Below are 228 nucleotides of genomic sequence, written 5' to 3'. Positions count from 1 at the left end.
GTATTAGTATACAAAGAAGTAGACTGGTTAAAAGGTGCAAGAACAGGTCTTACAAGTGCTTCGTGGAGTGCCGATAATTTGGTATTACCAGAGTTTGAAAGTGATGGTACCTATTATGTGACATTGGGCAACAGCGGCGGGCTTTTAAACGCTAACTTGTTAAGTAACTTAACTATCAGTACAGTGTCCGATGTGGTTACTAATTACAGCCCAGACGGAGGCGTGGAG

1 protein-coding gene is annotated in these 228 nt (G+C 42.5%); it reads left to right on the top strand.

The window, feature by feature from the left end; translation table 11 throughout:
- Positions 1-228 (top strand): hypothetical protein (locus tag R0K30_RS23950; RefSeq protein WP_410613578.1); only part of this gene is annotated, 228 nt, incomplete at both ends.

Source organism: Bacillus sp. SIMBA_154 (genome assembly GCF_046536015.1).
GTDB lineage: Bacteria > Bacillota > Bacilli > Bacillales > Bacillaceae > Bacillus > Bacillus pumilus_P.
This window is presented reverse-complemented; position numbering and strand designations above follow the sequence as displayed.